Origin of the sequence: uncultured Odoribacter sp., from assembly GCF_937966165.1 — a bacterium.
Taxonomy (GTDB): domain Bacteria; phylum Bacteroidota; class Bacteroidia; order Bacteroidales; family Marinifilaceae; genus Culturomica.
The window spans coordinates 330,625-355,338 of record NZ_CALCLB010000012.1 but is presented as its reverse complement, the minus strand read 5'-3'; the positions used below and the strand labels follow the sequence as shown (position 1 = coordinate 355,338).

Annotated in this window: 14 protein-coding genes and 1 pseudogene; 8 read left to right on the top strand and 7 right to left on the bottom strand. The window is 40.6% G+C overall.

Features of this window, described 5'->3' with window-relative positions:
- The first annotated feature begins 11 nt into the window (after window positions 1–11).
- The 4 genes from Q0465_RS05240 to Q0465_RS05225 all read left to right on the top strand — a co-directional run bounded on the left by Q0465_RS05240 (window position 12) and on the right by Q0465_RS05225 (window position 8,715).
- The gene (locus Q0465_RS05240) at window positions 12–1,439 is read left to right on the top strand and encodes a glycoside hydrolase family 57 protein (RefSeq protein ID WP_298613742.1); all 1,428 of its coding nucleotides are present in this window, start codon (window positions 12–14) and stop codon (window positions 1,437–1,439) included.
- A 284-nt stretch (window positions 1,440–1,723) separates the two neighbouring features.
- Window positions 1,724–5,965, top strand: coding sequence for an alpha-glucan family phosphorylase (glgP, locus tag Q0465_RS05235; protein ID WP_298613740.1), 4,242 nt, complete (start codon window positions 1,724–1,726; stop codon window positions 5,963–5,965).
- 163 nt (window positions 5,966–6,128) lie between these two features.
- Window positions 6,129–6,872 carry a transposase gene (locus tag Q0465_RS05230; protein ID WP_298613739.1) on the top strand — a complete coding sequence of 248 codons (744 nt, stop codon included), beginning with the start codon at window positions 6,129–6,131 and terminating at the stop codon, window positions 6,870–6,872.
- Between the two features lie 55 nt (window positions 6,873–6,927).
- Window positions 6,928–8,715: a DNA mismatch repair protein MutS gene (locus Q0465_RS05225; RefSeq protein WP_298613737.1), complete on the top strand. Its 1,788-nt coding sequence runs from the start codon at window positions 6,928–6,930 to the stop codon at window positions 8,713–8,715.
- Between the two features lie 19 nt (window positions 8,716–8,734).
- Here Q0465_RS05225 and Q0465_RS05220 read toward each other — a convergent pair whose 3' ends face one another.
- Window positions 8,735–9,064, bottom strand: a complete 330-nt coding sequence (locus tag Q0465_RS05220; RefSeq protein WP_298613736.1) for a translation initiation factor — start codon at window positions 9,062–9,064, stop codon at window positions 8,735–8,737.
- Between the two features lie 246 nt (window positions 9,065–9,310).
- On the opposite strand from Q0465_RS05220, the gene Q0465_RS05215 reads away from it, so the two are divergent.
- The 3 genes and pseudogenes from Q0465_RS05215 to Q0465_RS05205 all read left to right on the top strand — a co-directional run bounded on the left by Q0465_RS05215 (window position 9,311) and on the right by Q0465_RS05205 (window position 12,853).
- Window positions 9,311–10,123: a sulfide/dihydroorotate dehydrogenase-like FAD/NAD-binding protein gene (locus Q0465_RS05215; RefSeq protein ID WP_367274301.1), complete on the top strand. Its 813-nt coding sequence runs from the start codon at window positions 9,311–9,313 to the stop codon at window positions 10,121–10,123.
- A gap of 163 nt (window positions 10,124–10,286) precedes the next feature.
- A pseudogene (gene gltA, locus Q0465_RS05210) lies at window positions 10,287–11,747 on the top strand (NADPH-dependent glutamate synthase); the annotation flags it as partial.
- A gap of 461 nt (window positions 11,748–12,208) precedes the next feature.
- Window positions 12,209–12,853 carry a porin family protein gene (locus Q0465_RS05205; RefSeq protein ID WP_298613734.1) on the top strand — a complete coding sequence of 215 codons (645 nt, stop codon included), beginning with the start codon at window positions 12,209–12,211 and terminating at the stop codon, window positions 12,851–12,853.
- A gap of 78 nt (window positions 12,854–12,931) precedes the next feature.
- On the opposite strand, the gene Q0465_RS05200 is transcribed toward Q0465_RS05205, so the two are convergent.
- The 6 genes from Q0465_RS05200 to Q0465_RS05175 all read right to left on the bottom strand — a co-directional run bounded on the left by Q0465_RS05200 (window position 12,932) and on the right by Q0465_RS05175 (window position 22,807).
- Window positions 12,932–14,122: an FprA family A-type flavoprotein gene (locus Q0465_RS05200; RefSeq protein WP_298613732.1), complete on the bottom strand. Its 1,191-nt coding sequence runs from the start codon at window positions 14,120–14,122 to the stop codon at window positions 12,932–12,934.
- Window positions 14,123–14,328: 206 nt separating this feature from the next.
- The gene (locus Q0465_RS05195) at window positions 14,329–15,534 is read right to left on the bottom strand and encodes a C1 family peptidase (RefSeq protein ID WP_298613730.1); all 1,206 of its coding nucleotides are present in this window, start codon (window positions 15,532–15,534) and stop codon (window positions 14,329–14,331) included.
- 51 nt (window positions 15,535–15,585) lie between these two features.
- A complete protein-coding gene (locus tag Q0465_RS05190) occupies window positions 15,586–16,479 on the bottom strand; it encodes a CPBP family intramembrane glutamic endopeptidase (RefSeq protein ID WP_298613728.1) in 894 nt (297 codons plus the stop codon).
- Between the two features lie 18 nt (window positions 16,480–16,497).
- Window positions 16,498–19,053, bottom strand: coding sequence for a DNA translocase FtsK (locus tag Q0465_RS05185; protein ID WP_298613726.1), 2,556 nt, complete (start codon window positions 19,051–19,053; stop codon window positions 16,498–16,500).
- Window positions 19,054–19,323: 270 nt separating this feature from the next.
- Entirely contained in the window at window positions 19,324–20,970 is a 1,647-nt protein-coding gene (locus Q0465_RS05180) for an AMP-binding protein (protein ID WP_298613724.1), read from the bottom strand.
- Window positions 20,971–21,160: 190 nt separating this feature from the next.
- A complete protein-coding gene (locus Q0465_RS05175; RefSeq protein WP_298613722.1) occupies window positions 21,161–22,807 on the bottom strand; it encodes an AMP-binding protein in 1,647 nt (548 codons plus the stop codon).
- A 208-nt stretch (window positions 22,808–23,015) separates the two neighbouring features.
- On the opposite strand from Q0465_RS05175, the gene Q0465_RS05170 reads away from it, so the two are divergent.
- A complete protein-coding gene (locus Q0465_RS05170) occupies window positions 23,016–24,416 on the top strand; it encodes a glutamate decarboxylase (RefSeq protein WP_298613720.1) in 1,401 nt (466 codons plus the stop codon).
- The last annotated feature ends 298 nt before the right edge of the window (window positions 24,417–24,714 follow it).

Below are 24,714 nucleotides of genomic sequence, written 5' to 3'. Positions count from 1 at the left end.
ATTAAAATATTATGGATAAGAAGACATTATGCTTGTATTTTCAGGTTCATCAGCCGGTGCGCTTAAGAAAATATCACTTTTTCGATATAGGTAAAAGCCATGATTATTATGATGATTTTGCCAATCGGACGATTACCCGGAAAGTGGCTGAAAGATGTTATTTACCAGCAAATAAGATGATGCTGGAGCTGATCAAAAAGTACGGAAAAAATTTTAAAGTGAGTTTTTCTATATCAGGTTTGGCTATCGAGCAATTTGAAAAATATGCTCCGGAAGTAATTGATAGTTTTAAAGCTTTGGCGGAAACAGGTTGTGTGGAATTTTTGGCGGAGACGTATTCACACTCATTGGCAAGTTTGGCAAATGAAAAAGAGTTCAATAATCAGGTAAAACAACACGCAGAACTGATAAAAAAATTATTTGGCTATACTCCCGTAACTTTCCGGAATACGGAACTTATTTATTCCGATAAAATTGGAGAAATGGTAGCTCATATGGGATATACAACTATGCTGACGGAAGGGGCCAAACACATATTGGGTTGGAAGAGCCCGAATTACGTCTATACCAATTCCCTGAATCCGAAATTGAAATTGTTACTGAAAAATTTCCGTTTAAGCGATGATATCGCTTTCCGCTTTTCTGACAGATCCTGGGGAGAATGGCCCCTTACTGCGGAAAAATATACGGGATGGCTGACTGAGGCTGTTCAGAAGGAGGATGTCATTAATTTATTTATGGATTATGAGACTTTTGGTGAGCACCAGCAGGAAGAAACCGGTATATTTGCCTTTATGAGGAGTTTACCGGAGCAGGTACTTTCGACTGCTGCCTTTGAATTTCTTACTCCCCGTGAAGTAGTTGCCAAACATCAGCCGGTGGCTCCTTTAAACGTGCCTTTCCCTATCTCCTGGGCAGATGAAGAAAGAGACCTGACAGCGTGGTTGGGAAATGAATTGCAGATGGAAGCTTTTGAAGAGCTGTATAAAATGCGCGATAAAGTGAAGGTTTTAGACGAACCGAAAATCAATTACGATTATAAGTGCTTGCAAGCCAGCGACCATTTTTATTATATGTGTACGAAATTATTTTCAGATGGAATTGTACACCAATATTTTACTCCTTATGATTCTCCTTACGAAGCCTTTATTAATTACATGAATGTCCTGAGTGATTTTATTGCCCAGGTGGATGAAAAAACAGAAAATTTATCAAAGCCTGGGAAAAAAGGAAAAGAAGAACCGAAAAAAGAAGTAAAAAAAGCAAAAACCGGTAAAAAAGAGGTGATGGCTGAAGTCCAGACGGTGCAGGCTGAAATTCGGGAACAGAAATCTCTGAAAGCAGCCCGTACAGCAGAAAATGAAAAGATTGAAACGGAAGTTAAAAGCGCCCGTACAGATAAATCTGCAAAAGGAACCCGGAGGACTACTAAAAAATAAATGATATCAGCAGAATGAATAATAGATGAAGTTTACGGATAAACTGAAATCAGTGGAATCCGTAAACTTCGTGTTTTTTATAAAGCAGTAAAAATTAATTTTCCCTTTATAAAACAGAAAATACACATAAAGTCAAATTATCAGCTGCTGTCAAAATTGGAAATAAAAGCTCGCTTGAGCGGATAAAGTGATGGGAAGGTCAGGTCTGTTTTTTATGTATTTTAACTGTACCTCAAATTATTTTTTTCGTATCTTTGCGCGCACTTTTGTATAAATATAATATTATGGATAACAATAAATTGAAGAATCCTGCCTATTTGTTTGAGGTAAGTTGGGAAGTTTGTAATAAAGTCGGAGGGATACACACCGTAATTTCTACGAAGGCTTTGAATATGGTGAAAGAGTATAGTAATAGCCATATTCTGATCGGGCCGGATGTCTGGAGGTATACCGAACAGAATCCGGAATTTATTGATGATCCCCGTTTATTTAAATCCTGGAGGGTGAGGGCCGCTCAGGAAGGTTTGCGTATTAAAGTGGGACGGTGGAACGTGGCAGGGGAGCCGGTGGTGATTTTAGTAGATTTTACTACTTTTATTACACAAAAAGACGCCATTTTTTCTTCATTTTGGGAAAAATATAAGCTGGACTCTATCAGTGGGCAATGGGACTATATCGAACCGGCTCTTTTTGGATATGCGTCGGGAAAAGTTATTGAAAGTTTTGTCCGTTTTAATACGACAATGCGGCAACGTATTATTGCCCAGTTTCACGAATGGATGACCGGTACCGGACTTTTATATCTGAAATATGCTATGCCTCAGGTAGGTTGTGTATTTACTACACATGCTACGGTTTTGGGAAGATGTGTAGCGGGGAATAATTTACCCTTATACAGTGAGATGAAAAATTATGTGCCGGAAGAGTTAGCCCGCCGCTTTAATGTAGTCTCAAAACAGTCTTTGGAGAAGACAGCAGCTCATAATGCCGATTGTTTTACTACAGTCAGTGAGATCACAGCTACTGAATGTTCCCATTTTCTGGACACGGATGTAGATATTGTTACTCCTAACGGTTTTGAAAATGTTTTTACTCCTAAGGATACAGAGTTCGAAGGGAAAAGAAATGCCGGAAGGGAAAAATTTATGCAGGTCGCTCAGGCTTTGCTGAGACGTCCGGTAAGCGAAAACGCTTTGATTATCGGGATCAGTGGACGGTATGAATTTAAAAATAAAGGAATTGATGTATTTATTGAAGCGTTGGGACGTCTAAACCGGAATAATGGTATCAACCGAGAAGTTTTGGCTTTTGTGTTAGTGCCTGCCGGTCAGAATGGTCCGAACAAAGAATTATTACATAATTTGGAATATCCCCAGGATACTGTCAATGGAAGTTCTTATCTGACCCACTATTTATCCGATGAAATGCACGATCCGGTCATGAATAGTATCCGGTCACAAAAATTAAATAACGGGGAAAACGATCCGGTAAAGGTGTTTTTTGTGCCCTGTTATTTGAACGGGGATGACGGCGTTTTCAACATGCCTTATTACGACTTGTTAATCGGCATGGATTTGACTGTTTTCCCTTCCTATTATGAACCCTGGGGATATACTCCTCTGGAAAGTCTGGCTTTTAGGGTCCCTACGATTACGACAACTTTAGCCGGTTTTGGTCTGTGGGTTAAAGAGCATTATAATATGGAACATCCGGGAATAGATGTTATTCACCGGGAGGACGGAAATAGTGATTATGTGATTGGTTCTATCGCTGACCGGATTAAAAGTTTTACGACACTGAATGAACAGGAAGTAGTACAATACAAGGAGAATGCAAAAGACGTTTCCCGTATTGCTTTATGGGATAATCTGATTATTTATTATAAAAAAGCTTATGAAATTGCTTTAAATCAGGTAAATGAACGCCTGAAGGAGATGCCTGTCGCTTTAAATGAACAAGTGTCGTATATTGAAAAACAACTTTCGGTGAATACTCCTCATTGGATCAGTGTCATGATTCATCGTTCTATTCCCGAAAAGTTGATAGCGCTGGAAGAATTATCCAAAAACTTGTGGTGGTGTTGGAATGATGAAGCCCGGGAATTGTTTAGAAGTATTGATATTGAGCAGTGGCGGGCTTGCGGGCATAATCCGATAGCTTTGCTGGATAAGATTTCATTGAGCCGTTATAAGGAATTGGAAAATGATCCGGAATTTGTAGGACGTCTGGAGAAAGTCTATACTCACTTTAAGACTTATATGGAGGGGAAGAAACAGATGAGTGGGGCAGGAGTCGCTTATTTCAGTATGGAATATGGATTGCATACTTCTTTAAAGATTTATTCCGGAGGCCTGGGTATTTTAGCCGGGGATTATTTGAAAGAGGCCAGTGATAAGGGAACTAAAATTACAGCGGTTGGGTTGCTGTACCGGTATGGTTATTTCACCCAAAAGCTTTCGGCTATGGGGGATCAGGAAGCCGAGTATGAAGCGCAGGACTTTATGAAAATTGCCGTGACACCTGTACGCGATAAGGATGGCAATTGGCTTACCGTAAGTCTGGTATTCCCGGGACGTAATGTATATGCGAGGATTTGGAGAGTAGATGTCGGACGTATTGAGTTGTATCTGCTGGATACGGATTTTGAAGATAATCTTCAGGAAGATCGCTCGATTACCCACCATTTGTATGGAGGGGATTGGGAGAACCGTTTGAAGCAGGAATTGTTGCTGGGATGCGGAGGTATACAGGCTTTACGGAAATTAGGAGTAGATGCTTCCACTTATCATTGTAACGAAGGTCACGCTGCATTTACAGGTTTGGAACGACTGAAAGAGTATATCACAGAGCAGGGATTGTCATTTGCTGAAGCAATAGAAGTGGTAAGAGCCTCTTCTCTTTTTACAACTCATACTCCTGTTCCTGCCGGACATGATTTCTTTTCTGAAAATATGCTCCGTACTTATATTTCTCATTTTGCCGATCGTCTGAAGATTAGCTGGGAACAGTTATTGGGTTTGGGAAAAATCAATGTGGCAGATCCGAATGAGAAATTTTCGATGAGCTTCCTGGCTGCTAATTTGTCTCAGGAAGTGAATGGGGTAAGCTGGCTGCATGGTGAAGTAAGCCGGGATATTTTCAAAGGATTATGGCCGGGTTATCTACCGGAAGAATTGCACATCAGTTATGTGACAAATGGAGTGCATTACCCGACTTGGACAGCCCCGGAATGGAAGAAAATAGAGGCTTCTATTTTTGGGGAAGCTTTTCAGACCCACCACTATGATAAAAAGTGTTTTGAAGAAATTTATAAAGTACCGGATGAAATTGTATTCGAAGTACGGAATAAACTGAGAAAACGGTTGATCGATCACGTCAAGAAAATGCTGACGGATGGACTTACGGCTTCTTATTTTACTCCCCGTCAGGTGATCGAAATACATGATACTTTGCGGGACGATATTCTAACGATAGGGTTTGCACGCCGTTTTGCTACTTATAAACGGGCTCATCTGCTCTTCCGTAACCTCGATCGCCTGGACGAGATTGTAAACAATCCCCAGCATCCTGTACAATTCATTTTTGCCGGGAAAGCCCACCCTGCAGATAAAGCCGGGCAGGATTTGATCAAACGGATCGTCGAAATATCTAAACATCCCAAGTTTATCGGAAAAATTTTGTTCCTGCCGAATTACGATATGGATTTGGCAAAGAATCTGGTTCAGGGAGTGGATGTGTGGATGAATACTCCTACACGTCCTCAGGAAGCTTCGGGAACCAGTGGAGAGAAAGCAGCCATGAACGGAGTAATGCATTTTAGTGTGTTGGACGGTTGGTGGGTGGAAGGTTATCGTCCCGATGCCGGTTGGATGCTCCCCATGGAACGTACCTATGAAAATCAATCTTTCCAGGATGAACTGGATTCGGAAATGATTTACAATATCATAGACGATGATATCGCTCCGCTCTTTTACGATAAAAATAACGCGGGCATGTCTCCTAAATGGATCAGTTATATTAAGAATACTATCGCTAAAGTTGCTTCTAATTTTACAACCAACCGGATGTTAATTGATTACGAGAATCAATATTATATTCCGATGTCGGAACGTTATCACCAAATGATTGCAAATGATTTTGCCATGGCAACGGAAATTGCGGAATGGAAAAAGAAAGTTACACGTGAATGGGATAACATTGAAGTGGTCAGCCTGGATATTCCCAATCGCTCCAAACAAATTATCGCTTTGGGTAAGTCTTATTGGGGAGAAGTTACGTTGGAGATCGGAGAGCTGTCTATGGAAGATATAGGAGTGGAATTGGTGGCTGCCGAACAGAAAAACGACCGTTTGGTCATCCGCGAAAAATACGATTTTACACCTGTATCCCAGGAAGACGGGAAAGCGACCTATCATATAGATGTGACGGCCGATGCCCCCGGAGTGCTCAATTTAGCTCTGCGTATTTATCCTAAAAATTCGTTACTGCCTCATCGGCAAGACTTTGCTTTGGTAAAATGGTTATAATCCGCTATGGATATAGCAAATACTGTAAGAGCCGCCCTGTGCGGCTCTTTTGGTGACAAGGGGACGGTTCTTTTGTCACCTGCTGCAATTTCCCGGAAAAAGTCATGTTGATTTTCATTAAAAAATGCCTTAAATTTACATAACTTAAAGGCTTGTCCGTAATATGCCCAGAAATTCGCGTCAGACATCAGTTACAGGGATATATCATGTTATTGCCCGGGGTCAGGGCGAACAGATTATCTTTTACGAGCGGGAGGATTATGAGGAATATTTAAAGCGATTGGAAAGATATTCTGATGAACATTTTACCATCTATTGCTTTTGTTTAATGGATAATCATGTGCATCTGTTAGTCAAAAGTACCGATTTAAGTCTTTATATGAAAAAAATAACGGTGAGTTTTGTTGCATGGTATAATCGGAAATACGATCGTAAAGGCTGGCTTTTTTTGGATCGTTTTAAAAGTGAACCGGTAGAAGAAGAAGGTTATCTGATGCGGTGTGTAAGGTATATTTTGCAGAATCCTTTAAAAGCGGGGATTTGTAAGGATATCTCTTCTTACCCCTGGGGAAGTTTTTCTTTCTATTACAGTAAAAGGAAAACCTGGATGGAAAGCATGCCGATAGAATTGCTTTTTGGAAATAAAGAGGAATTTTTGCAATTTGTTCAGGAAAAAGAAATCATTGCCGATACCAATAAATTGGAGATAGAAAAACGTATTTCTGATTATGATTTGATCCGGTTATGGCAGAAGGCGTTGGGAGAGAGAAATTATGGTAAAATGGAAAAAGAAGAAAGAGTGGAGTTTGTAAGATACATAGGACAGGAAACAAATGCAAGTGTAAGGCAACTTGCGCGTATTAGCGGATTCGGACGGGGATTGTTGTATCGGTTAAAGAAAAAATGAAATGAAAAATGGTGACAAAAGAACCGTCCCCCTGTCACCAAAATGTTGAAATAGGATGAGGCCCGAAGAATTTTACAGTCAAAAACAAACAGAAATACAACAAGCTTTAGCAGCAGTAAAGAAGAAGCGGAATGGGATAACTCTGGGAAAAATTATACTGTTTCTCGGTATGTGTATCGGGATATATTTTTTTGCGACAACAGCAGTCTGGGAAATTTTGGCTGTCAAGATAGGTTGTCTGATCCTGTTTATTATTTTATCCGTTTGGGACAATAAAGTCGTGGTTCGGATAAAGGAGTATGAAATTGCCCGGATTTGTTATCAGACTGAATTGAACTATTTAAAAGAAGAGTATGAGGGACTTCCGACGGGCAAAGAATATATGCGGGAAAATCATCCCTATGCGACAGATTTGGATATTTTGGGGGATAATTCGCTTTTTCAACAAATGAACAGGACCGTTCTTCCCGGAGGAAAAGACAAATTAGCGGAATACTTACTTTCTCCTTCCCGGACGGTTCAGGAAATAAAAGAAAGGCAGGATTCGGTAGCAGAATTAGCCGCATTGCCGGATTGGTGTAACGAATTCCGGGTAAAAGGCCGGTTGTATTCGCAGGCGGAGGGTAAACCTCTGGATTTAAATACATGGTTGAATGTGAAGCCTTATTTTTCCCATCGGTCCGTTTGGATGTATATATATTTTAGCAATATTCTGACTGTTGGAGCATGGATAGCAGTGTTGTTTTCCTATATCCCTTTTATTTTTGCTTTAGTATTATCCCTTGTCCAATTGAGTTGGGTAGCTTTGCATTTGAAACGTATGGGACTTTATAATGAACAATTGGACGGATTTATGCAGGTAACGGCTGTTTATTTGCATTTGATCCGTCACATGGAGGAAATTCCGTTTCAGTCGAAGCGTCTAAAAGACTTACAGCAGCGGTTGGGGGGCGAAAAACAGGAAGCGTTAAGGGCTTTTGCTGTATTGAATTCCCAATTAAATCGCTTTGAACAGCGGGGCAATTTTTTAGTAAGTACAATAGTAAATGGATTGTATACACATACGTTCTATGTCATTAAGAACTTAGATCGCTGGAAGTGTGTATACGGAAGTGCCGTTTTTAAGTGGATGGGGGCTATAAACGAAATAGATGCATTGGTCAGTATGGCCATTTATTATTTTAACCATCCGGAATATACGATTCCGATTTTAAAAGAGGGGAAATGGCTGACGGCGGAAGGAATAGGCCATCCTTTACTGGGGAAAAACGGGGGGGTAAAAAATGATTTTTCGGTCCGGGATATGCATGAGTTTTTTATTATTACCGGGGCAAATATGGCGGGTAAAAGTACATTTTTAAGAACGATAGGAGTAAATTTAGTGTTGGCCTTATCCGGAAATGTTGTTTGCAGCCGGAAATTTGAATTTGGTTTGATGGAGCTGTTTACCAGTATGCGGACTACAGATGATTTAGCCCGGTGCACATCCTATTTTCATGCGGAATTATTGCGTTTAAAACAATTGGTAGCTCAGGCCGGACAAACGGATCGCCTTTTTATTATTTTAGACGAAATGCTGAAAGGGACAAACTCTCAGGACAAACTTTACGGATCCGTGAAGTTTCTGGAACGTTTGATTCAATTGCCGGTTTCCGGGATGGTTGCTACCCACGATTTGGCTTTGGGGGAGTTGGCTGAAAAATATCCGGATCATTTTTTTAATTATTGTTTTGAGATTATTTCGACAGACGAGAATATTCAGTATGATTATAAATTAAAGGCCGGAATCAGCCGGAATATGAATGCTTCTTTGTTGCTTCGCAAAATGGGATTAATTAGGTGACAAAAGAACCGTCCCCTTGTCACCGGGTACGGTAGTGATGATCGTGGAGGATTGCCAATATTTTGTCTTTGAATGCTCCTTGAATGAGGATTTGTCCGTCTTTGACCGTCCCTCCGACCCCGCACTTGTTTTTAAGCAATTTAGCTAATTCTTTCAAATCTTCTTCTGTGCCGACAAAGCCTTGAACGAGGGTAACGGTTTTTCCTGCCCTTTGTTTCGTGTCGAGAACGACTTTCAGATGCTGCTTTTCGGGAGAAAGTGTTTCTAAAGCAGCCTCTTGCTCGTATTCGTATTTAAAATCCGGATTAGTGGAATAAACGATATTGATTCTTTCTTTTTTATTGCTCATGGAATAATGTTCTTTTTATAAATAACGGAATAGTCTTATTTAAGTTGATTTCTCCTGCAAAATTAAATTTTTTTGTTTAAATTTTAGCAAAAGACTTGATCAGTTAGAAATAGCGATTATTTTTGTATGTCTTTAAACCTATACCCTGCTGAATATTTTTTGCTGTTTCTGTTGAAAAGAAGAGCGGAATAAGGATGGAATTTTAAGGGTATATCGTTTTCAATGTAAACTTGTAAGTCTAAAGCTATGAATAAAATACTGAAGAAAAGGTATTTTTCGGACAGGGTGGTGCAAATGGAAGTAGAAGCTCCTTTAATTGCGAAGGCCCGTAAACCGGGGAATTTTGTAATCGTAAGGGTTGGAGAGAAAGGAGAGCGGATTCCATTGACGATTTCTGAAGCCGATATTCGCAGGGGAAGTATTACTTTGGTTATTCAGAAAATGGGGGTTTCTTCCACAAAATTGTGTGAGTTGGAAGAAGGTGATTACATTACGGATTTGGTTGGTCCTTTGGGAAAGGCAACGCATATAGAAAAGGTGGGTACTGTACTGGCTTGTGGGGGAGGGGTCGGAGTAGCGCCTTTATTGCCTATTGTGCAGGGTTTTAAAGAAGCGGGGAATAGAGTTGTTTCGGTAATTGCTGCCCGGACGAAGGAGTTGGTTATTCTGGAAAAAGAGATAAGCCGGTATTCTGATGAGGTGATCGTTATGACGGACGATGGCAGTTACGGGCGGAAAGGCTTGGTGACAGAAGGTATGGAAGAAGTGATTGGACGTGAAAAAATAGATATGGCTGTGACGATCGGGCCTGCTGTCATGATGAAATTTTGTTCGCTGTTGACAAAGAAATATGCTATTCCCACTATTGCAAGTTTAAATGCTATTATGGTAGACGGTACGGGTATGTGCGGGGCTTGCCGGGTGACAGTAGGAGGGAAGACGCGCTTTACTTGTATAGACGGACCGGAATTTGATGCGCATCAAATAGATTTCGATGAGATGATGTCGCGGTTAAGCGGGTATAAAAATATAGAAACGGAGAAAATGAGTCATCTGTAACTTTCTCCTGTACGGGAATAGGGAAGAAGTACAGAAGGAAGGAAATTTGGAAAGGAATTAAAGAGACCTCTTATTTCCGAAAAGATAGAAAGAATGGAAGGCCGGAATGAGGGGAGCAATAAAATAGAAGTTAGTAATAAATTGAGATATGGCTGTAAGTGACAGGAATACAGATTGGAGAAAAAAACTCCGGGAAGAAGTGAAGGGAAAAGAAAGGACAGGTATCGGACGGGTGAAGATGCCGGAATTGGAACCGGCAGAAAGGATAAAGAGCCAGCGTTTGGAAGTGAATACGGGACTTACGCGGGAAATGGCTTTGTTGGAAGCTAAGAGGTGTATGGATTGCGTAAATCCGACCTGTATGGAAGGGTGTCCGGTTGGAATTGATATTCCGGGTTTTATCAAGCATATTGAAAGGGGAGCATTTGGAGAAGCTGCAGCTATCTTAAAACAGACCAGTGCTCTGCCGGCTGTTTGCGGAAGAGTATGTCCCCAGGAAAAGCAGTGTGAAGCGAAGTGTTTTTATATACAAAAACTGAAGAAAGAACCGGTAGCTATCGGTTATTTGGAAAGGTTTGCCGCCGATTATGAGCGGGAATCCGGGCAAATAGCTGTACCGGCGGTAGCTGCTTCAAATGGTATACGGGTGGCTGCAATCGGGTCGGGACCTTCGGGTTTATCTTTTGCCGGGGATATGGTGAAATTGGGTTATGATGTTACTGTCTTTGAGGCTTTACATGAAATAGGAGGCGTATTAAAATATGGGATCCCTGAATTCCGTTTACCGAATAAAGTAGTAGATGTGGAGGTGGACAATTTACGGAAAATGGGGGTGAAGTTTGTGACTAACTTTATTGTGGGACTGACTGAGTCGATAGAAGGTTTAAAAGCGGAAGGCTTTAAGGGATTTTACGTCGGTTCCGGAGCAGGATTACCCCGTTTTATGAATATACCGGGGGAAAATGCGAACGGAATATTATCTTCGAATGAATACCTGACGCGGGTAAATTTGATGGGAGCTGATCAGGAAGATGCAGATACGCCGGTTTTCCGCGGGAAAAACGTAGTAGTGGTAGGAGGCGGAAACACGGCTATGGATTCTGTACGTACAGCGAAACGTTTAGGGGCAGAAAGGGCCATTATCGTTTACAGGCGTAGCGAAGCGGAAATGCCTGCCCGTATTGAAGAGGTAAAACATGCGAAAGAGGAAGGATGTGAGTTTATTACTTTGACGAATCCGGTTGAATATATTGTCAATGAACAAGGGAGAGTCAGGCAGGTAAAAGTGCAGAAAATGGCTTTGGGGGAACCGGATGAAAGCGGAAGAAGGAGCCCCGTACCGGTAGAGGGGTCCGATTATCGGATAGATGCGGACGTTGTAGTGGTGGCAGTAGGAGTATCTCCAAATCCGATTATTCCGCATTCCGTATCCGGATTGGAAGTTTCCAGGAGAGGGACGATTATTGTGAATGAAAATACGATGCAATCTAATATTCCTGGATTATATGCCGGAGGAGATATTGTAAGGGGAGGAGCCACCGTTATCCTGGCAATGGGAGATGGACGACGGGCCGCCCGTTATATGGATGAATATTTGAAAAATGCCGGAACCGGGCAGGAATGAGGCCCCCATGATTCGGTTTTTTAGGTGTATGCAACTGTCTGAAAGGAAAGCCGGAAAGTATTATTTTGTATATTTCTGTTGATAGGCTGATAGTTGAATCCTGTACTTGTGTAAATAAAACGAATTTGTCATTTTAAATTAGGGGAACAGTAAAATGTTCAGTCCTTTCGAGGGATAAGACGTTTGGCCGTTGCCCCGGAAGGGAAGTTGTATGCTTTTTTAGCATCCCCTTACCGGATGTTTTCTCTGGAATAATTTCCGAGATTGAAACATCAGCCGTTTTTTGTAAAATTTATTTTTTAAACTATATTAAAAATATTGTATAAATTTAAATAATTTTTTATGTTTGTACACGACTGCTTGCAGACGGATACAATCGGATTCGCTCGTGTGTGGTAACAGGAATGCAGGTGTGAGCTGTAAATCAATTTTTATAAAAGGAAAAATAAATTTTGTATGTTATGAGAAGGTTTTTATTTTTTATTTTGATTCTTATCGGTATTTCCGGAGAAGTGTTGGCACAGGAAAATTTCTATTGGGGATTCCGCGGGGGATTAAACATATCCCATGCAGTACAGAAGTCAGATGCCGGAGCTGATTTGGATTATAAAAGTAAACCGGGTTTCCGGGTTGGAATGGTGTTGGGAACGGGAATTGTAAAAAACTTATCGCTGGAGACGGGTTTGTATTTTACTACACTGGGGATGAAAAATAAGTTAATAACGGATGAAGTCAAATTCAATATCAATTATATACAACTTCCCATTCAGTTTGCTTTCCGGCCGGAGTTGGGAAAAAAGCTTCGGTTGCATGTCGGAGCAGGACCTTATGTTGCCTGCGGGGTAGGGGGCAAAATAGAGAATAGGTCGGAAAATATAGATGTATACGGAGACAAGGATTATTTTAAGAGATTTGATGCAGGAATGTCTGTATCCGGGGGATTGTGCATCGGTAAATTTTTTATCGGTTTAGGGTATGATTGGGGGTTGATTGATATATTCACTACCCAATTTAAGACGGATATCGGAATGATTGGGGGAGGAGGTTCTGAGGGACGAAAACTACATAACCGGAATTTTTGGGTAGGAATAGGTATTAATATTTGATAATTCTTTTATATCCATTAATCAATCAGAGGGAGCCGGAAAGCTCCCTCTCATTATTTTTCCGTATCCCGGTAGAAGTTATTCTTTTAATTTTTCGGCCATGGCATAAGCTATTTTCCGGCAATCTTCTACATCCTGAAATTTGGGAGAGCCGGAAGCATCGGCATGCGGAGCTACGATTTCCCATTTCATTTTGTCTGCAAATTGAGTAAAACGGGGAAGTGCACCTCCTGCCCAGGTTTTATTGGCAAAGAACGCCAGATAATGATTTTTGACACCTATATTTTCCAGTTCACTTAAAAGGGTTTCCATGGTTGGGAAAATTCCCCCGTTATAGGAACAGCTTCCTAAAATAACTCCTTTGTAACGGAAAATATCATTGATCATATAAGAAGGATGGGTCTTGGACGTATCGTGTATTCTGATCTTTTTGACCCCTTTTTCTGCCAGGAAACGCCCGATCAGATCGGCCATTTTTTCAGTATGTCCGTACATACTGCTAAAAGCGATGACGACGCCTTCGTCGGTTTCGTATTTACTCCATTTATCGTATTTCGCTATGATTTCAGGAATATGACTCCGCCAGATGGGACCGTGTGTGGCACAAATTGTACTGACCGCGAGACCTCCTAGTTTTTTCAGTGCAGATTGTGCGGGCATGCCGTATTTCCCTACGATATTGGAATAATAACGGCTGATCTCTTCTTCCAGATAATCCAGGTCTAACTGATCGTCGAAAATTCCGCCGTCTAAGGTACCAAAAGCTCCAAATACGTCCCCACTGAACAGTAATTGTGCTTTCGGCAAATAGGTAACCATTGTTTCCGGCCAGTGGAGCATAGGTACCATATAAAAATTCAGTTGTTGTTCTCCGAGATCCAGGCAACTTCCTTCTTTTGCTTCCAGTAAGTTCGTGTGAATGCCGTAATAATTTTCCAGCATGGGAAAAGTTTTACTGTTGCCCACCAGGGTCAGCTCCGGATAATGACAGAGGAGGGCTTTTATTGCTCCGGAATGATCCGGTTCCATATGGTTGATAATCAAATAATCTACTTTTCTTCCGTTTAAGGTTGCCTCTAGGCTTTCCAGATAGTCGTCCATACGACTTCTTTCGACAGTATCGATGACAGCTACTTTTTCGTCTACGATGACATAAGAATTATAAGCTACGCCTTTGGGAAGAGGCCAATAATTTTCAAATAGGTGGGTTCTGCGATCGTTTACCCCGATCCAGAAAATGTTTTTTTTAATCTCAATTGCCTGATTCATATAAATTGTATTTATAATTAGATTTATTATTTTCTTACTTCGTTTATTTTCAAAGGACCGAAGAACAGCATATTCCTGAAACAGGAAATATTTTCAGGCATCTGATAGCAGTTCTGAAAACTACAATTCTCCTTTATCGGTATGCAAAGGTAAAAAAAAGTCGTCATATAACGTATGACGACCTTTTTAAACTCATATGCTGTAAATTATTTAATGCCTAATTTATCTTTCAATGCCTGAGGAAGAGCATCTTTATGAATCATAATGGAAGTCGTTTTGTAAGCTACAAAAGGATAAGAAGCATATAAATAACCGTGATATTGGTTATAATCTCCCCAGGAATTTTTTACGATAAAATATTTATTTCCATTTTGGTCTACGGCTTTTCCTACGGCATGCATACCATGATCATCCGTGGTTTGAAAATTGTCAAAAGCCTCCTGGCGCATTTCCTGCGTAATGGTTTTTTCTTTTCCCGGTTTCTCCAATAATTTAGCTTGTTTGTCTTCTTTTTTCATTTTTACCCATTTTGCAATTTCTGCATCACTGGTCTCTGTGTTTTCAATATCCGGGATAATCGCAATGCCGTCTCTCAAAAATCCGACTTCAGAAACATCTGATCCCCAGGAAAAAGTATATCCCTTGTCGATAGCTTTGTCCAGAACATCCATCAATTCATCCAGGGGAAGATTGTAACTTTCCTCTCCGATCCAATTGTCGGGAACTTCCAAAGCAAATTTTGTGTAGAAAGGATGATGAGTGAAAGAAGTGAGACTTATATAGTCGTCCATATTCAGGCCGGTAGACTGATAAAAGGACATGGGGGTATATTCCTGTCCCCGGAAGGTGAATTTTTCCGGTTTTGCACCCAGATAGGCATCTAAAATACCGTCGAATCCTTTTTTCCAGGCTGTACTGAGTTTTTTGTTCGGATTGGATACGATAACTCTTAAATAAGCACCGAGTACACCATCCAATTCAGCATGAACATGTACATTTTCTCCGTAATTTAATCCGCTGTAGATTTCCAGAGGAACAATACCGTAGTTTTTGATTGCCCAGGTTACATCGGCAGAAGCTCCTCCCTGTGCGAAATTCATACAACCCTGCATGCGGACGTATTTATCGGCTTTTTCATTATAAGTATTCCACACAATATACATGGGTGCTAAACTGACACTGTCTTTACCGAGGCGCATCATTTCTGATTCCAGTAAGGAAATGGTCGACCAGGACCAGCAAGTACCTGCTCTGTCCTGAGATTTTACGGAAGTTGCAGGCAAACGTCTGAGTTCTGTAAACTGATAACCTTGTTTTTCTTCTTCTTTTTTCTTTTTCTTGCTGTTACCTGCTGTTGCAACGGTTGCGAAAGCCAGCAACAGGCTAAACATTAAAAGTACGGTTTTTCTCATTTCAAAATTATTTTAAGTTTTAGATTAAATTTGCGGGTAAAGATAATGATTTTATTCAATAGGATGAATTTCGTCTTTAAGAAACCGGTATTTCCAGTTGCAAATAGCAATAAAAATGACACCGGCTATTAACATAATCAATGTATCCAGATAGGAAGCTGACGGATGCAGATCTTTGAATAAAGCATGGGTTTGCAGGGCAGAAGCGTCCGAAGTAAACATCACGGCTGCTAGAAAATTATTTGCCAGGTGTAATCCGATAGCTAATTCCAGTCCGTCGTCTTTTATGGCAACAAAACCCAGTATCAGTCCCATAGTAAGGTATTGGGGAAGGGCTACTTCTACACCGAAAGCTTTGATTTCGGGATTACTGATATGCATTAACGCGAAAAGGATAGCGATTAAAAGAAAAGCCATCCATTTGGATTTAATAAGGAGAGTCGTTCCTTGCATCAGATAGCCCCGGAAAAGAATTTCTTCAAAGGCTGTTTGTATAGGAAGGAAAATCAGGGAAATAATGACGAGTATAAAGAAATTCACCGGATCGAACTGAAACAGGATATCCGAATTGTCCGAAGATAAAATGGTGATTGCAAAAGTAATCAGCGTGAGTACACCCCATATCGCCGCTCCGAAACCCAGGCGTTTCCAGTCAAATTTCGAACGACCGGTGACAATGTCCAGATAATTTTTTTTTTGCAGGAACCGAATGCAGGCGAACAAAGCTACAAAGCCACCTGCAAAAGTGAATAAAGTAAGGGCAAGACCGGTATTTGTGGACGTCAGGGGACCGATATTTCCTTGCATGGCTGCTTCCGGGTTTTGTATCAGCAGATACAGAGCCAGCGGCAGACTTGCTATTTGTATGGCAACGAAGACAATGAGAAGGGTAAGGACATACAATGTCCAGTTATTCCTTCCTTTATAAGCTTTTTCCAGAAACATGGTATTGGATTTAAAAAGTTAAAATTTATCTCCTAAGTTTTTTAATAATAATTCCAGGCTATATTCGTCTGCTACCAGCACCTGGCGGGCTTTACTTCCTTCGAAAGGACCGACAATTCCGGCGGCTTCCAGCTGGTCTACAATACGTCCGGCCCGGTTATAACCGATGGAAAAGCGGCGCTGGATAGAAGAAGTGGAGCCTTGCTGAGAATTGACAACTAGTTTGGCTGCTTCTTCAAATAAAGGGTCTTTTACGCCCAGATCAGCTTCCTGAATACTCGTGTTACCCTCATTTTCGGGGATATATTCCGGTAATGCAAACGCAGAAGGATAGGATTGCTGGGAAGCTATAAAATGAGTGACAGCGTCGATCTCGGGAGTATCGACAAAGGCACATTGTACACGCGTCATTTCGTTTCCTACAGAGATTAACAAATCTCCGCGCCCGATCAGTTGGTTGGCTCCGGGGGAATCCAGAATAGTACGGGAGTCGATCATAGAAGCTACTTTAAAAGCAATACGGGCCGGAAAGTTTGCTTTAATGACACCTGTAATAATATTGGTGGAAGGGCGTTGTGTAGCAATGATCATGTGTATTCCTACGGCCCGTGCTAATTGGGCTATCCGGGCGATAGGCTGCTCTACATCTTTCCCTGCAGTCATAATCAGGTCGGCGAATTCATCCACGACGACAACAATATAAGGCAGGTATTTATGCCCTTTGGAAGGGTTAAGCTGACGTTTTATAAATTTCTCATTGTATTCTTTAATATTCCGGACCTGGGCCTCTTTTAACAGATCATACCGGTTGTCCATTTCGATACAAAGAGAATTGAGGGTATTGATCACTTTAGTGGTTTCCGTAATAATTGCATCTTCTTCGTCGGGCAGTTTTGCCAGAAAATGTTTTTCAATGATCGAATAGATACTCAGTTCTACTTTTTTAGGGTCGACCATCACAAATTTTAACTGGGAAGGATGCTTCTTATACAGGAGAGAAGTGATGATGGCATTTAATCCCACGGATTTACCTTGACCGGTTGCTCCGGCTACTAACAAATGAGGCATTTTAGCCAGATCGAAAGTATAGGTTTCGTTTGAGATGGTACGTCCTAAAGCTACCGGCAGGGCATATTTGGATTCCTGGAATTTTTTGGATGCCAGTATTCCCCGCATGGAAACGATTTCCGGATTTTGGTTCGGGACTTCTATACCGATCGTGCCTGCACCGGGAATGGGGGCTATAATACGGATACCTAAAGCAGCAAGACTTAATGCGATATCGTCTTCCAAATTTTTGATCTTGGAAATTTTAACGCCTGGAGCCGGAATAATTTCGTAAAGGGTGACAGTCGGACCAATCGTAGCTTTTATTTTGACAATTTCAATCTTGTAATTTCTGAGTGTTTCGACAATTTTATTTTTATTTTCGTCCAATTCATTTTGAGTTACCTTTGGGTTTCCGCTAGAGTGTTCTTCCAGCAGGTCGAGGGTCGGGTAACAATAATGTGATAAGTCGAGAGTGGGGTCATAGTCCTCTTCCGGTTGCAGGTTCTTATTGACCGTTTCCTCTTTCTTTTCGTTGTTAATAGTGAGTTCTACATTTTCTTTTTCTCCGTTTTTTCCCGGGTCGTTAAAAGATAAGTCTTCCGGTTGTTCTTCCGTAGGAACAGTTTTGTGAAACATATTCAGTTCTGTCGGGAATTCTATATCTATGGTAGAAAGGGAAGAGGACGGTATATCCTCCGTTGTTTCTTCCTTTATCCGGATAAAGTCTTTACCGGGATTGAACTCCTCCTCTATAGTAATGACCGGCGGGAAGATATTGTTTTCTTCGTTTTTTTCTTTAGGGTCAGTTGTGTTCTGCTTTTCATTGTTGTCATCGGTTTCCGTATTTTCGCCGGCTTTAGCAATTTCTGAAACCTTTTCCGGTTTTCGGGGGATAAGGTTTTTGATACAAAGGACACATTTAGCGAAGGCTTTTTCAAATCCGAAGAACAGAAGAATGGCAAAAGTCAGTATAAGCAGGAAAAATGTTCCGATTCCGCCGATCAGGGAATTAAGCCATTGAGTGACAAAATATCCGTGTGCTCCCCCCGGATAGAGATAAGATCTTTTTAAATCCAGCAGCGAATAAAATAAATCGGAAATATAACCTAAAAATAAAGAGAGCCATATTATGAACACAATGCCGAAAAAAATCTTTTTCGGATAAGCGGTAATTTTTTTCCCTGCAATTTGAATACCAGATAGAATCAGCAGATAACAAAAGATAAAAGAAGATATGCCAAACCATCGGTTGATCAGCAGGTCCGACCACCAGGCTCCCAGCGTACCGGCCGGATTTCCGGCTGTGATTTCCGGGTTACTGACTATTTGCCGGAGTCCTTTATCAATAAGGCTTTGATCGATTCCTCCGGTAAAAAAGAAGCCGATAAAAGAAAATAATAGATAAAGGGAAAATAATATTAAAGCCATCCCCATAATAAAACGGGTACGGGGTTCTTTTAAAAATGACAAGGCGGATTCGGACTGTTTTTTTTCATAAGCCCGTCGATTTATACTTTTTTTCATTCGTAAACGCTTCTCTAAGGTAAAGGTAATAATATAAATATCTTATACTAAAATACTTAATAAAATGGAATAAGAATTTGCCAGATTTCAATTTTGCCTTTGCAAGATACAAATTAATTGAAAACTGAAAATTGAAAACTGAAAATTATTTTGTGAAAGGGGAGAAGAATCTTAAAATTATACCCAGGTATTTCTTTGTTCTGGCATTTACCGAAAAAGAAAATTCTTTTTCAGTAAATGGAGGAAGCTTACTTGGGTAAAATATAAGAATTATTGGTAGAGAAATCGCTTTATACTTCTTTTCGGTGTTTTTTCAAATTCTTCATTGTAAATTTTGATTTTAGAGATTTGGCTGTAGGCCGGTAATTGCTGGTTTAACTGTTTGAGATTTTCATCCATGATTTTCTGTAAATCATTTTCATGGATGCGATCGTTACCGGCAGCTTCAAAATCGGGATAAACAAGTGCTATCAATTTTCCTTCTTGTTCGATGACAATGGATTCTGTAACATAGATCATATTATTCAGTTTATCTTCGATTTCTTCCGGGTATATGTTTTGTCCGCTGGGACCTAATAACATATTTTTACTGCGTCCTTTAATGAAAAGGTTACCTTCTGTATCAATCAAACCGAGATCGCCCGTATGCAACCAACCGTCCTCGTCGATGGCTGCAGCTGTCGCTTCCGGATTTTTATAATACCCTTTCATAACACAATCCCCTTTTGCCATAATTTCTCCTACGATATGCTGGGGATCTTCAGAATCGATTTTTAATTGTACCCGGTTAACTGCTTTCCCGCAGGAACCCTGACGAAAATATTTCCAGTCTTCATAACTTAAAAGAGGCCCGCATTCCGTCATTCCGTATCCTACCGTATAGGGAAAATGAATGGATCTCAGGAAATTTTCCACTTCTTTATTCAAGGCTGCACCTCCGATAATCAGTTGCTTGAATTTACCGCCCAAAGCGTCCATGAGTTTTTGGCGGATGGTATCCCTGATTTTATCATTGATAACCGGTATATTCATTAACAGGCGGATATGCGGCTTTTCAATGGCCGGAAATATTTTTTTCCGTATAATTTTTTCGATGATTAACGGTACGGTAATAATTAAATCCGGTTTTACCTCTGCAAAAGCATCTGCGATGATTTTGGGGGAGGGAGTGCGGGAAAGGAAATGAATATGCGTTCCGTTTACAAACTGATAGATAAATTCGAAGGCCAGTCCGTACATGTGTGCCATCGGTAACATGCATACGATTTGTTCACCCGGATTATAACCCAATACTTCAATACCGAATTTCATATTCGTCCACAGACTCCGGTAGGGAAGCATGACCCCTTTTGAAAAACTGGTTGTACCGGATGTGTAATTGATAACTGCCAGGTCTTCCAGACAATCGTATTCATATTTTACGTTTTCAGCCTGGAAGCGTTCAGGGTATTTTTTGCCGAACAATTCATTTAAACGTTCCCGGGCTTCTGTCAGGGATTTTTTATTCGAATGCCGTAAAGAATAGTCTTCAATACGTAGGATACCATCCAAACCGGGCATTGCATTTTCGTCTAAATTTTCCCATACAATATCCCCGGCAAAGAGAAGACGGGCTTCTGAATGATTGACAATATGGTGAATATTGTCCGGTTTGAATTCATTTAAAATGGGAACAGCCACAGCCCCATAAGTCAGGGTGGCTAAAAAAGCGATTCCCCAGCTTGACATATTGCGGCTGCATAAAGCAATTTTATCGCCTTTTTTAATACCGCTATGTTCAAAAAGAATATGTAATTTTTCGATTTTCCGGGCGACATCTTTATAGGAAGAAGTAGCCCCCTTAAAGTCGGTAAGAGAAGGTCTGTCCCAATTCTTTTTTATACTTTCTTCAATGTATTGTATAAAGTTTTCTTCCATGATGATTTATTTAGCGGTCTCAAATATAACTCTTTATACATTAATATGGAAGGAAAACAGGAAATTTAGGTTTTATACAGGAAGGATAAAGAAAAGTGAGGAAAGTAAATAAAAATTATAGAATTAAAGTAAAGTCAGACGAGAATACTGAATCTTTTGTTGACTTTACTTATTTATCTGTATTTCAGAATTATTGATATAAATATCGTTTTATGCTTCTTTTCGGTGTTTTTTCAAATTCTTCATGCCGGATGCGGATTCTGCTGATCTGGCTGTATCCGGGGAGAATTTCATTGAGTTGTTTCCGGTTGTGGTCCAATTGTTTTGTCAGTGCTTCGTCTGAAAGTTTCGCAGCTTTCGCGGCCTCGAAGTCCGGGTAAATGAGGGCAACTAACTTTCCGTCTTGTTCAATGACCAGGGATTCGGCCACAAAAGGCATGACATTTAATTTGTCTTCGATTTCTTCCGGATATATGTTTTGTCCACTGGGACCTAATATCATATTTTTATTCCTGCCTTTGATATACAAGTAATTGTCTTTGTCCAGAATACCTAGGTCTCCTGTATGCAACCAGCCGTCTTCATCCAAAGCAGCAGCAGTTGCTTCCGGATTTTTGTAATATCCTTTCATTACATTGGTGCCTCGCACCAGGATTTCCCCTACGATCCGGTGAGGATCGGAAGAATCGATCTGTATCTCTATACGATCGACAGCTTTTCCGCAGGAACCGAGACGGAAAGTCAGCCAATCGTCGAAAGAAATTCCGGGTCCGCATTCCGTCATTCCGTAACCTACTGTATAGGGGAAACGGATGTCTGCCAGAAAAGCTTCTACTTCATGATTTAAAGCAGCTCCTCCAACGGCTAATAGTTTAAACTGTCCTCCGAAAGCGTCCAGTACTTTCTGGCGGATAGAAGCCTTTATCCGTTTGTTTACATAAGGAATCCGGAGGAAAAGGCGGATGGAAGGACGGTTAATTTGGGGAAAAACTCCCTTCCGGATAATTTTCTCAATAATTAACGGAACGGCTACGATCAAATTCGGACGAATACTGGTGAATACTTCACTGATTACACGCGGAGAAGGAATCTTGGAGAGGAAAAATACTTGTGTACCACTGGCGAAAGGATAAATAAATTCGAAAGCTAATCCATACATATGAGCCATGGTAAGTATACTCACCAGTTTTTCTCCCGGATGGTAACCCATTTTATCTAAGGCGAAACGTAAATTCGACCACATGCTCCGGTAAGGCAGTAATACACCTTTGGAAGCACTGGTTGTGCCCGAAGTATAATTGATAAGAGCAATGTCTTCCGGATGGTCGGGAGCATATTTTACATCTTCAACTGTGAATCGGTCCGGATATTTTTGTCCGAAAAGTTCATTGACTTTTTTACGTGCTTCTGTCAACAGGGAATTATTGGCATGCCGGATGGAGTAGTCTTCCATGCGGATCACCCCGTCCAGATAAGGCATATGATTGTGATCCAGGTTTTCCCAGACCGAATCCCCTACAAACAATAGTTTGCATTCCGAATGATTGATAATGTGATGGATATTGTCGGGTTTAAATTCGTGTAAGATCGGGACAGCAATTGCTCCGTAGGTGACTATTGCCAAAAAAGCGATTCCCCAGTGAGAAGCATTCCGGCTGCATAAAGCAATTTTATCTGCTTTTTTTATCCCACTGTTTTCAAATAGCAAATGGAGTTTTTCAATTTTCCGGGCAATATCTTTGTAAGTATAAGTTACTCCTTTATAATCCGTTAATGCGGGTAATTCCCAATGTTCCTTAATACTGTATTCAAGTAAATATATAAAACTGTTTTCCATATTTGTCAGATTATCCTTATTCGTATTTATACTATGAATACCTTTAAAAAGTTAAAGTAGAAGCTGTTAAAAGAGGGTTATAGGTTGTCTTTCAAAGTTAAATAATGTGAGGAGTTGAAACTTTAGTAAGCCAGTGTCGTAAGTAAAAACGAGCAATTGAAGTTGTTTACTATTTTGTTAAGTTTCAATATTTTAAACCAAATTAATTATGAAAAAGACAGAAAATCCAAACACGCCTATTTTTGGTACATCTGAAGAAGCACGGGTCGCTCCGAAATTTGAGTTGGCTGATAACTCTATGCCGGGAGAAGTGGCTTATCAGATGGTACATGACGAAGCTATGCTGGACGGGAATTCCCGTTTGAATTTAGCTACGTTCGTTACAACCTGGATGGACGATTATGCCCGCCGGGTGATGACTGAAAATATGGATAAGAATATGATCGATAAAACGGAATACCCGCAAACGGCAGAAATAGAAAGACGTTGTGTAAATATTTTGGCTAAATTGTGGAATTCCCCTGAAGACCCTTATTGTACCGGAACAAGTACGGTAGGTTCTTCCGAAGCTTGTATGTTGGGAGGGATTGCCGCTTTGAAACGCTGGCAAAAACGTCGCAGGGCAAAAGGTCTGCCTACTGATAAACCCAATTTTATTATTTCCAGCTGTATGCAAGTTGTATGGGAGAAGTTTGCCGTATACTGGGATGTAGAAATGCGTATGGTTCCGGTAACTTATGATAAGATAACACTGGATCCGGACGATGTTGTCAGAATGTGTGATGAAAACACGATTTGCGTCGTTCCTATTCAGGGAGTAACCATTACAGGTTTGAATGACGACGTAAAAGCCATTAACGATGCCTTGGATAAATTGAATGCTGAAAAAGGTTGGGAGATCTGCATACACGTAGATGCAGCCACCGGCGGTTTTATACATCCGTTTATCGATCCGGAAACAGAATGGGATTTCCGTTTGAAATGGGTACTTTCTATCAGTACTTCCGGTCATAAATTCGGTTTGGTATACCCGGGTGTAGGCTGGGTGGTATGGAAGGATAAACAATATTTGCCGCAGGATATGAACTTTGCCGTGAATTATTTGGGAGCAGATATTCCGAGTATTTCAATTAACTTCTCCCGTCCGGGAAATCAGGTATTGGCTCAGTATTACCAGTTCCTGCGTCTGGGTAAGGAAGGATATCGACAGATTCAGCAAAATTGCCTGGACGTATGTACTTATCTGAGAAAACAGCTGGATGAAATGGGTATTTTTGAGTTCCTGAGTGATGAAAACCCAAATCCGTTGTTTATATGGAAATTGAAAGATGATCCGGACCGGAAATGGACGCTGTACGATCTGTCGGACGCATTGCATGTGGAAGGCTGGCAAGTTCCGGCTTATACCATGCCCAAAGCAATGGAAGATGTCGTTATTATGCGGGTTGTGGTTCGTCAGGGGACAGGCATTGATCTGGCCGATTTGCTGATGCAGGATATGCGCCGTAATATCGAAATCCTGGATAAATTAATGGAGCCGACCAATAGTGCTATCCAATGGAGAAATAAGATTCCGCAGAAACCGAGAGGATTTAACCATGCACGTTGATCCTTAGTGTAGATAAATAAAAAAGCCGGGCGAAGATTTTTTCGTCCGGTTTTTTGTGAAAAATATTTCTTTGTAAAGTTTTGAAATTTGTCGTTGTGTTCAACCTGGAAATACAAGTCGTTTTTGTTCACTGACAATAGATCTGAAATCTTATTATACAATCCCGGATTGGAAGAGAGAATTCCCGTAATTTCTCTCTTCTTCGTTTGCTTAAATGATAACAATAGCGTATAGAACAAAAAAAATCGTTTTTTTAAAGAGCTTGACATTTTTGATATTATTAAAAATAAATTATCTT